The sequence below is a fragment of the Caulobacter sp. HMWF025 genome (genome assembly GCF_003060965.1).
Classification (GTDB): domain Bacteria; phylum Pseudomonadota; class Alphaproteobacteria; order Caulobacterales; family Caulobacteraceae; genus Caulobacter.
Window position 1 is genome coordinate 19,108 of the sequence record NZ_QAII01000148.1, and the last position, 9,827, is coordinate 28,934.

The 9,827-nt window shown below is 67.8% G+C and carries 9 protein-coding genes; 4 read left to right on the plus strand and 5 right to left on the minus strand.

Going from position 1 to position 9,827, the window contains the following annotated elements:
* Window positions 1–86 precede the first annotated feature (86 nt).
* From crtY to DBR10_RS15585, 3 genes are read left to right on the plus strand one after another with little or no spacing between them, the layout of a single operon-like run.
* Entirely contained in the window at window positions 87–1,274 is a 1,188-nt protein-coding gene (crtY, locus tag DBR10_RS15575; protein WP_108506272.1) for a lycopene beta-cyclase CrtY, read from the plus strand.
* Window positions 1,271–2,773: a phytoene desaturase gene (locus tag DBR10_RS15580; RefSeq protein WP_108556490.1), complete on the plus strand. Its 1,503-nt coding sequence runs from the start codon at window positions 1,271–1,273 to the stop codon at window positions 2,771–2,773. The genes crtY and DBR10_RS15580 overlap by 4 nt, the downstream gene beginning before the upstream one ends.
* Window positions 2,770–3,699 carry a phytoene/squalene synthase family protein gene (locus tag DBR10_RS15585; RefSeq protein ID WP_108506270.1) on the plus strand — a complete coding sequence of 310 codons (930 nt, stop codon included), beginning with the start codon at window positions 2,770–2,772 and terminating at the stop codon, window positions 3,697–3,699. Before DBR10_RS15580 ends, DBR10_RS15585 begins: the two co-directional genes overlap by 4 nt.
* On the opposite strand, the gene DBR10_RS15590 is transcribed toward DBR10_RS15585, so the two are convergent.
* Genes DBR10_RS15590 through DBR10_RS15605 form a run of 4 tightly spaced genes read right to left on the minus strand, consistent with a single transcriptional unit; the run spans window position 3,696 to window position 7,219 of the window.
* Window positions 3,696–4,175, minus strand: a complete 480-nt coding sequence (locus DBR10_RS15590; RefSeq protein WP_233243440.1) for a sterol desaturase family protein — start codon at window positions 4,173–4,175, stop codon at window positions 3,696–3,698. The genes DBR10_RS15585 and DBR10_RS15590 overlap by 4 nt on opposite strands.
* Window position 4,176: 1 nt before the next feature.
* Window positions 4,177–5,385, minus strand: coding sequence for an ABC transporter permease (locus DBR10_RS15595; protein WP_108503946.1), 1,209 nt, complete (start codon window positions 5,383–5,385; stop codon window positions 4,177–4,179).
* On the minus strand, window positions 5,382–6,329 hold the full coding sequence (locus DBR10_RS15600) for an ABC transporter ATP-binding protein (protein WP_108503947.1): 948 nt from the start codon (window positions 6,327–6,329) through the stop codon (window positions 5,382–5,384). Before DBR10_RS15600 ends, DBR10_RS15595 begins: the two co-directional genes overlap by 4 nt.
* Window positions 6,326–7,219, minus strand: a complete 894-nt coding sequence (locus DBR10_RS15605; protein ID WP_108503948.1) for a polyprenyl synthetase family protein — start codon at window positions 7,217–7,219, stop codon at window positions 6,326–6,328. Before DBR10_RS15605 ends, DBR10_RS15600 begins: the two co-directional genes overlap by 4 nt.
* 119 nt (window positions 7,220–7,338) lie before the next feature.
* Between DBR10_RS15605 and amaB the strand changes: the two genes are divergently transcribed.
* Complete coding sequence (gene amaB, locus DBR10_RS15610) at window positions 7,339–8,862, plus strand: L-piperidine-6-carboxylate dehydrogenase (protein WP_108503949.1); 1,524 nt, start codon at window positions 7,339–7,341, stop codon at window positions 8,860–8,862.
* A gap of 784 nt (window positions 8,863–9,646) precedes the next feature.
* On the opposite strand, the gene DBR10_RS15620 is transcribed toward amaB, so the two are convergent.
* Window positions 9,647–9,827 (minus strand): EcsC family protein (locus DBR10_RS15620; RefSeq protein ID WP_158273170.1); only part of this gene is annotated, 181 nt, incomplete at its 5' end.

The window sequence follows — 9,827 nt, forward strand, 5'->3', positions numbered from 1 at the left end:
CGCTCCCGGTTTTGCCGTGCCTAGCGTCTCGTTTTGTTGTGCGCAACGCTGGCGTGTCGGTCATGCAATCGTGCTAGAGCCGGAGCATGGTCGCAGCGTCATCAACAACCCGGGCGGATGTCGTCCTTGTCGGCGGAGGACTGGCCAACAGCCTGATCGCCCTGCGCCTCAGGGCCCTCCGGCCGGATCTCAGCGTGCTCCTGATCGAACGCGACAACCGGATCGGAGGTGAGCACACCTGGTGTCACTTCGAAACCGATGTCAGCCCCGGGATCAGTGGCTGGCTTCGTCCGCTAATCGTCCACCGCTGGTCCGGCTATGACGTACGCTTTCCGGCCCATTGTCGCTCGCTGGAAACGCCCTATCTCGCGATCACTTCGGAACGTTTGCATCAGATGGTCAGCACCGCCCTGGGCGACCGGGCCTGGCTCGGTGCATCGGTGACCGATGTCTCGCCTCATCAGGTGACCCTGTCCGATGGCCGACGGATTGCGGCGGCGGCCGTCATCGACGGGCGAGGCCCGCGCCGCAGCCGCAGCCTGGTCCTGGGATGGCAGAAGTTTCTCGGCCAGGGCGTTCGCCTGGAACGGCCCCATGGGTTGACCCGCCCTATCGTCATGGATGCCACGGTTTCCCAACTGGATGGCTATCGCTTTGTCTATGTGCTGCCGCTGTCCGAAACTCGACTGCTGATCGAGGACACCCGCTACAGCGACGGACCAGACCTGGACCGGGCCTCGCTCCGGGCCGCGATCACCGCCTATGCCGAGGGCCAGGGCTGGAAGATCGCTGAGGTCGAGCGCGAGGAGCACGGCGTACTGCCGATCGCCCTTGCCGGTGACATTGATGCCTATTGGCGCGAAATTCGGGCGCAGATCGCCGAGGTTGGCCTGAGAGCGGCGCTGTTCCAGCCGACGACAGGCTATTCGCTACCCGATGCTGCCCGGATGGCTGACCAGATTGCGGCCTTGCCCCGGATCACGAGCGCCCATGTCAGGGCCTGCATCGAGGAGCAGTCCAAGGCCTTGTGGCGGCGGCGGCGATACTTTCGACTGCTCAATCGCATGCTGTTCAGGGCCTGCGTCCCCGATCAGCGCTACAAGGTGCTCGAACGGTTCTACCGCTTGAGCGCACCGCTCATTCAACGCTTCTATGCGGCGCGGCTGACGCCTTTTGACCGGATGCGCGTCCTCGTGGGCAAGCCGCCCGTACCTATCTCCGAAGCCCTGAAGTATCTGGGCGAGGCCTCCGTGATCGACGACAGGACAGCATGACTTCGCCCAAACCTCGCGCCGCCGTAATCGGCTCCGGCTTCGGTGGCCTTTCCCTGGCCATCCGCCTCCAGTCGTCGGGTTTCGACGTGACGGTCATTGAAGCCCGCGACAAGCCCGGTGGCCGGGCCTATGTCTGGGAGGACGAAGGCTTTATCTTCGATGCCGGCCCGACGGTCATTACCGATCCTGACTGCCTGAAGGAGCTCTTCTCCATCAGCGGTCGCAAGATCGAGGACTATGTCGATCTGCTGCCGGTGAACCCGTTCTACCGTCTGGTCTGGGAAGACGGCGACGTCTTCGACTATGTCAACGACCAGGCTGAGCTCGACCGCCAGATCGCCGCCCGCAATCCCGCTGATGTCGAAGGCTATCGCCGCTTTCACGCCTACTCGGAGGAGCTCTATCAGAAGGGCTATGTCGAGCTTGGCGCCGTGCCGTTCCTCGACATCCGCAGCATGATCTCCTCGGCCCCGGCCCTGATGAAGCTTCAGGCCTGGCGCAGCGTCTATGACAAGGTGTCCTCGTTCGTGAAGGACGAGCACGTCCGTCAGGCGATGTCGTTCCACAGCCTGCTGGTCGGCGGCAGCCCCTTCGCCACCTCGTCGATCTACGCCCTGATCCACGCGCTGGAGCGTCGCGGCGGGGTCTGGTTCCCGCGCGGCGGTACCGGTGCGCTGATCCGAGGCCTGGTCCGGCTGCTGGAGGATCTGGGCGGCTCGATCCGGCTCAACGCCCCCGTCCAGAAGATCACGACGCGGGACGGTCGGGTTACGGGGATCATCAACAGCGACGGTGAGTTCGAGGCTTTCGATACGGTCGCCTCGAACGCCGACGTCATGCACACCTATCGCGAACTGCTGGTCGATGATCCGCGCGGCAAGAAGGTCAGCAAGGCTCTGGAGAGCAAGCGCTGGAGCCCGTCGCTGTTCGTGATCTATTTCGGCCTGAAGGCCGAGCACCCCGAGATCCGCCATCACACGATCTGCTTTGGCCCGCGCTATCGGGAGCTAATCGGCGAGATCTACAACAAGGATGCACTCGCCGACGACTTTTCGCTTTATCTGCATTCGCCCTGCGCGACGGATCCCGGCATGGCCCCCCCGGGCTGCACCAGCTTCTACGTGCTGTCGGTTGTGCCCAATCTCGAAACCGCCAACATCGACTGGGCCGAACAGGGGCCCGCCTATCGCGACCGGATCCTGAAATATCTGGAGGATCGCTATATCCCCAACCTGTCGCGGGACCTGGTGACCAGCCGGATCTTCACGCCTGATGACTTCACCTCGGAGCTCAATGCATGGAACGGGGCGGCCTTCTCGCTGGAGCCGCTCCTGACCCAGAGCGCCTTCTTCCGGACCCACAATCGCGACGACGTCATCCCGAACCTCTATTTCGTCGGGGCCGGCACCCATCCGGGCGCAGGGATCCCCGGCGTGGTCGGATCGGCCAAGGCCACGGCGGGCCTGATGATCGACGACTTCCAGACCGAAGCCCCGTGAACGATCTGCAGGACCAGAGCCGCGAAGCGATCCGCAAGGGCAGCAAGAGCTTTGCCGCCGCTGCGGCCCTGTTCGATGCCGAGACCCGTGCCGACGCCGAGATGCTCTATGCCTGGTGCCGGCACTGCGATGACGTGATCGACGGCCAGACCCTTGGTCACGGCATGAGTCCGGTCGAGGACGCACCGGCCCGGCTGGCGGCCCTCTATGCCAGCACACGCTCGGCCCTGGCCGGCGAGCCCCCGGCCGATCCGCAGTTCGCCGCCTTTCAGATCGTCGCCCGACGCCGGCAGATCCCCGAGCGCTATGCCCTGGACATGATCGACGGTTTTGCCATGGACGTTGACGGCCGGCGCTACGAGACCCTCGAGGACCTGCTGGAGTACTGCTGGGGCGTCGCCGGCGTGGTCGGCACGATGATGGCCCTGGTCATGGGCGTGAAGCCCGACGCGCTTTCCACGCTTCGTCGGGCCCAGGACCTGGGCCTGGCCTTCCAGCTGACCAACATCGCCCGCGACATCGTCGAGGACGCCCGCAACGACCGGATCTATGTGCCCCGCACCTGGCTGGCCGAACTGGGCGTACCCGAGGCCGGCGTCGCCGACCCGGCCCATCGCGGCGCGGTCGCGATCCTGGCCCGGCGACTGGTCGAGGCGGCCGAGCCCTACTATGCCTCGGCACGCTGGGGACTGCGCGACCTGCCCGTCCGCTGCGCTTGGGCCATTGCGGCGGCGCGGGGGGTCTATCGCCAGATCGGACTGGACGTCGTCCGCGCCGGTGATCAGGCCTGGGACGAGCGCGTTGTCGTCAGTGGACGGATGAAAGTCTTGCGCGCCCTCGAGGGCGGGCTGATGGCCCTGCGATCGGCCCTGTTTGAACGACGGATCAAGCCCCCTGAACGACCGGCGCTCTGGTCAAGGATCTAGGCTTCGACGCCCCGGGCTTTCAGCTGGGCCTTCAGCTCCCGGACCGGCAGGGCCCAGAGGAAGCCGAAGGACACCGCACCGTGCTGGGTATGGACCGCATGATGGATGCGGTGCGCCTGGATCGCCCGCTTCCAGAAGGCTGACTTGCCGAACGGGGTCTTGAAGCGCCGGTGCACCATACCGTCGTGGAAGATGAAGTACATCAGGCCGTAGGCCGTGATCCCCAGCCCGACCGGCAGCAGCCACGGCGTGCCGTGCACGCCGAAATAGATCGCGACGATGGCCGGGGTGGCGAACACCACGGCGAACAGGTCGTTGAGTTCGAACAGCCCGGTCCGGGGCTCATGGTGCGACTTGTGCCAGACCCACATGAAGCCGTGCATGACATAGCGGTGCGTCACCCAGGCAAAGCCCTCCATGAACGCGAAGGCCGCCAGGAACAGCATGAGATCGAGAGCCAGCTTCACCATAAGCATCCTACCGTCGTGACCGCCTCGCCAGGGTCTGGGCCAGGACCAACCCGGCCACGCCGATGGCGAACAGCACACACCAGGCCCTATACACCTGTGACAGTCCCGCGTCGCGCCAGAGGATGCCTTGATAGGCGTCAATGACCCAGGCATGGGGCGTGAACCAGCCCACCGTCTGCAGCCAGGCCGGCATCAGGAAGCGGGGCACCATGCTGCCCCCGATGGCGGCCAGCACCAGGATCACGAAGGTCGACAGCATCTGGGCCTGTTCCCGCGTCCGGCAGACCGAAACCAGACCGAGGGCCAGCCCGGCCGAGCAGGCCGAAGCGGCCAGGGTGGTCGGCAGCCAGAGCGCCAGATGCTGGACGACCGGCACACTGTAGACGAGTTGGGCGGTGACGAAGATCGCCACGGCCTGGACCAGGGCCTGACCCACGAGGAAGGCAAACTTGCCGTCGACGACCGGCCCCATGCCCGCGACCCCGGCCAGCAGCCGGTCGGCTACGCCGGAGCGCCGCTCATCCATCAGGCCCAGCGCCCCCTGCATGGCCGAGAACAGCGCAAACAGGATCATCACCCCGCCGGCATAGTAGGCGATCACGGCCCCGCCCTTGCGGGCATCCTTCAGGTCTTCCCGCTCGAACAGACCCGCATCCAGGCCCGATGGCGGCCGGTCACGCAAGCCGGCGGCGGTCGCGTCGAGCCGCTGCGACTGGGCCGGGGTCAGGTCCCCCAGGGCCGGGGCGAGGTCCCGGACACTGCGCTGCAGGGCCGCATCGGGCGCGACCCGGGCCAGGACCTGCTGGACCCGGGCCTGGGCCAGCGGCGCAGCGACGGCGCGGCCGGGATCGGCGATGATCAGGAAGGGCCGCCCCGCTCCGGCCGGATCGGACCGGATCACCAGACCGGCATCGAAACGGCCGGACTTCACCCCGGCCCGCACGGCCTCAACCGTCGCCGGGGCCACCCGCTCGGCCCGGATCTCGGCACTGGCCAGCAGACCGCCGATCACCCGGCCGGAAACCTCGGTCCCGGCCAGATCGGCCACCCCCAGCTTCGGCTGGATATCCTCGCCGGTCGCGCCGGCGAAGACCGAGGAGAAGATCAGGAACACCAGTGGCGGCAGCAGGAAGGTCATGACCAGAGCGGCCCGGTCCCGCCAGAGCTCCAGCGCCATGACCTTGATCATGGCCAGGGTCATTTGAAGCCGGATCATCCTGCCACCGTCCCGTCTGTGACCTGCGAGAACAGGTGATGCAGCGACGGGGCCCGGACCCTGATCTCCCGGGGGCGCAGACCGATGGCCTGCAGACGGGTATGCAGCAGACCGGCGCTCTCATAGCCGTCGCTGTCCAGCCGGGCCCAGAGATCGGCCCGCTGTTCGACCGGGGCGAGACCCTCCTGACCAAGCCGTTCAGCCGCCTCAGGGTTCGGTGCCTCCGACAGCTGGACTACCAGTTCCATGCGCTCCCCGAAGGCCGAGGCCAGCAGGGCGGCCGGAGCCCCCTCCAGCACAAGTCTCCCGGCCTTGAGGAAGCCGACCCTGTCGGCCAGCCCGCCGGCCTGATCCAGATCATGGGTCGTCATCAGGATCGCCACGCCCAGATCCCGCAGCCCCCGGATCACCGAATCCAGCGCGGCCCGGGCGTCGATATCCACCCCGACCGTCGGCTCGTCGAGGATCAGCAGGCGCGGCTGGTGGACGATGGCGGCGGCGATATTGGTACGGCGCTGATAGCCCCCCGACAGATGCCGGACCGGCACATGGGCCCGGTCGAGGATCCGGGTCAGGCTCATGGCCCGCTGCACGGCGTCGGCGACGGCGGCCCGCGGCACCTGGGCCAGGCTGGCGAAGGTCGCAAGATTTTCGGACACGGTCAGATGCGGGTAGAGCGCGATCTCCTGCGGCACCAGGCCCAGCACCGCCCGTGCCGAAGGCACCCGGGCCGGGTCCTGGCCGTTCAGCCGCACCGTGCCGGCATCCGGCTTCAGTCGACCGCACAGGGTCCGGATCAGGGTGGTCTTGCCCGCGCCGTTGGCCCCCAGCAGCGCATAGATCTCGCCGGGGTTCAGGGTCAGATCGACCCCCTGCAGGACCGACCGGCCGTCATAGGCATGCCGGACATCCGAGACCGTCAGGAGGCCGTCGGCAGCGGTCACGCCGCCGCCTTGCGACCGACGAACAGACGCTCGACATAGCGGGCCACAAGCTCACAGCCGCCGACCTGGTCCAGGGCCGCACGTCCGGCGGTCAGATGCCCCTCCATCACCGCCCGGGCTCCGGCCAGACCCAGCAGCGACACGGCCGTGGTCATGGTCGCATCCTGGCCGACATCCTTGCCGGCCGCCTCGACCGAACCCTCCGCGTCAATCAGGTCGTCGCGGATCTGGAAGGCCAGACCCATACGCCAGCCGAACTCACCCACAGCTTCGACGGCCGGTGCGGGGGCCGAGGCGATGCGGGCCCCGGCCTGGGCCGCCGCCATGATCAGCACGCCGGTCTTTTCATGGTTCAGCCGGTCGATCGCCGGCAGATCACGCAACTGGTCGCGGTCGAACAGGTCACGGGCCTGGCCCGCGATCAGCCCGGAAAAGCCGACCGAGGCGGCGATGCGCCCGGCGATCTCGGCCCGCAGGGGTCCGGGCAGGCCTTCGTCGGCCGCCACGGTCGCATAAGCCAGGTTTAGCAGCCCGACCCCGGCCAGGATTGCCGTGGCCTCGTCATAGGCCCGGTGAATGGTCGGCAGCCCGCGCCGCAGGCCGGCATTGTCCATCGACGGCAGGTCATCGAGAATCAGCGAGGCGGCATGAACCATCTCGAAGGCACAGGCGGTATCCAGGGCCAAGATCTCGGCGGCCCCGAACTGCGAGGCCGTCAGCAGGACCAGCATGGGTCGAAAGCGTTTTCCGGGGGACAACACGGCATAGCGCACGGCCTCCACCAGCCGGTCCGGCGCGCTGCCGGGACGCGGCGCGAGCTCGGCCAGACGCCGGTCGACACTGCCCCGCAGGGCTTCAAGGCGTTGAAAAAAGGCGGCGTTATCGTCCATCACGCGGGTCGCTGCCGTCACCGATCGCCCGGTTGCGGGCAGCGCATTTGACGACACCAGCCTTGGGCGTCAAGCAGAGCCCCCTTGACCGGGCCGTGCAGTCGGCGTTTTCCACGGTCATGAGCTCATCTCCCCCCTCTCCCGCCGCCCACGCCCGCACCGTTCTGGCCAGCCTTGGCGTCACCGGACTGCCCGCCGATGGCGCCATTGCCGTTCGCGGCCCCATCGACGGGGCGATTCTGACCCAGGTCGCCTATGACGACGCCCGGGCCATCGAGAGCAAGATCGCGGCGGCGACCCGCGCCTTTGCGACCTGGAAAAGCGTCCCCGGTCCGCGTCGGGGCGAGCTGGTGCGGTTGCTCGGTGAGGAGCTGCGCGCCGCCAAGGCCGACCTGGCGGCCCTGGTGACCCTGGAAGCCGGCAAGATCGCCTCTGAGGCCGCCGGCGAGGTCCAGGAGATGATCGACATCTGTGACTTCGCGGTCGGCCTGTCGCGCCAGCTGCACGGCCTGACCATTGCCTCGGAACGCCCGGGCCACGCCATGCGCGAGACCTGGCATCCGCTGGGTCCGGTTCTGGTGATCAGCGCCTTCAACTTCCCGGTCGCCGTCTGGGCCTGGAATGCGTGCCTGGCGCTGGTCTGCGGCGATCCGGTGGTCTGGAAGCCGTCGGAGAAGACGCCCCTCACTGCCCTGGCCACCCAGGCGATCCTCGAGCGCGCCATCGCCCGCTTCGGCGACGCGCCCGAAGGCCTGTGCGCCGTGGTCCTGGGCGGTCGCGATGCCGGCGAACGACTGGTGCGCGACCCGCGCTTCCCGCTGGTCAGCGCCACCGGCTCCACCCGCATGGGCCAGACAGTCGCCCCGATCGTCGCCGGACGCTTTGGACGCTCGATCCTCGAACTGGGCGGCAACAACGCCATGATCGTCACGCCCAGCGCCGACCTGTCGCTGGCCGTGCGCGCCATTGTCTTCTCGGCGGCCGGGACGGCGGGCCAACGCTGCACCAGCCTGCGCCGCCTGATCGTCCATGAGACCCTCGTCGACCGCGTGGCCGATGCCGTCGACAGCGCCTTCTCGCGGCTTCCGGTCGGTGATCCTCGCCAGGACGGCGTGCTGCTGGGTCCATTGCACGACCAGGCCGCCTACCAGAGCTTCGTGGCCGCCATGGACCAGGTCCGGGCTGACGGCGGTACAGTGAGCGGCGGCGAGCGCCTGCTGATCGACGAGCACCCCGACGCCTATTATGTGCGCCCGGCCCTGGCCCGCCTGGCTGCGCCCAGCCCCGGCATGCAGCGCGAGACCTTTGCGCCCCTGCTGCACGTGGTGCCCTATCGCGACTTCGACGAGGCTGTGGCGATCCAGAACGCTGTGCCGCAAGGCCTGTCCTCCTGCGTGATGACCAATGACGTCCGCGAGGCCGAGGCCTTCCTGGCCGCTTCCGGCAGCGACTGCGGCATCGCCAACGTCAATATCGGCCCCTCCGGGGCCGAAATCGGCGGCGCTTTCGGCGGCGAGAAGGAAACCGGCGGTGGCCGCGAGAGCGGCTCGGACAGCTGGAAGCAGTACATGCGCCGCCAGACCGCGACCGTGAACTATTCAGGGGCCCTGCCCCTGGCCCAGGGCGTGAAATTCGATCTGTAGACGGACACCGGTTTTCCGCCTCACGCGGATCACCGCTGAAGGGATGGGAAGGGCTGCGGAGCGTCCGGGCCTCGCCCGGAAAAAGAGTTTTGAATACCGTTTCGACGAAGTTCAGACGCTCCGCGTGATCGTTTTTTCGAAAGCGTGCGGCGCTTGAGCCCTGTTAGAGCCTCGCCGCCCTGAAGCCTCCGGCGGGCGGACCGGAGAGCGCCCCCGGTCCGGACTGCCGGTTCTCCCGAACCGGCCTGCTGCTCGCCCGACCCCTGCCGTGACGTCGTTTCTGTGATCCACGGCCGACCGCCGCCAGACACGACAGGGTTGGCAGCTTTCACCTGCCATCGATTGAGCTTCCCGCTCGACCACACCCCGCCGCCGCTTCGGTCGCTGGCCAAGCGCCCTTCCCCGCGACGAGGTGGGATGATTATGCGGGTCGTTTTCAGTGCGTTTGATTGGCGCGATGGCAATTTTTGTAAGGGGTTGATCGCGTTGGGGTCTATTTGTGGGGTGATGGGGATTGGAGGCGCTGGATTCCCGTTCCCGCGCCGCAAAATCCCTTGTCATCCCGGCCGGACGCCCGAGGGCGGGAGCGCCGGGACCCAGGGGTCGGCGCACTGCGGTTGCCCTGGGTCCCGGCTCGCGCTGCGCGCGTCCGGGATGACAAGGAGAAGGTGCCCTATTGATCCCCGCACTTGCCCCCTACGGGCTGCTACGCAGCCGTCTTCCCCCGGAGGGGGAAGATGATCTCGTCCGCCCCCGCTGGGGGCGGACGACCGGCGACAGCCGGTCAGGAGGAGGCCTGCGGCGTCGGCCGGCTTCCCCCGGCCCCCTCCTCCCGCATCCGGTAGGCCATCACCGCCGTCTGGCCCAGCCACTCGACCAGCCGCCAGTTGACGATGGCCCCGACCGGGGCGCCGACCACGGGCAGCAGCTGGGCCAGCTTGGCGAGATCAATATGGTCGCGATAC

Coding starts and splice junctions, on each gene's coding strand:
- DBR10_RS15595 (WP_108503946.1), bottom strand. CDS start 5,385: ATGATCCGGCTTCAAATGACCCTGGCCATGATCAAGGTCATGGCGCTG.
- DBR10_RS15580 (WP_108556490.1), top strand. CDS start 1,271: ATGACTTCGCCCAAACCTCGCGCCGCCGTAATCGGCTCCGGCTTCGGT.
- DBR10_RS15605 (WP_108503948.1), bottom strand. CDS start 7,219: ATGGACGATAACGCCGCCTTTTTTCAACGCCTTGAAGCCCTGCGGGGC.
- crtY (WP_108506272.1), top strand. CDS start 87: ATGGTCGCAGCGTCATCAACAACCCGGGCGGATGTCGTCCTTGTCGGC.
- DBR10_RS15590 (WP_233243440.1), bottom strand. CDS start 4,175: ATGCTTATGGTGAAGCTGGCTCTCGATCTCATGCTGTTCCTGGCGGCC.
- amaB (WP_108503949.1), top strand. CDS start 7,339: ATGAGCTCATCTCCCCCCTCTCCCGCCGCCCACGCCCGCACCGTTCTG.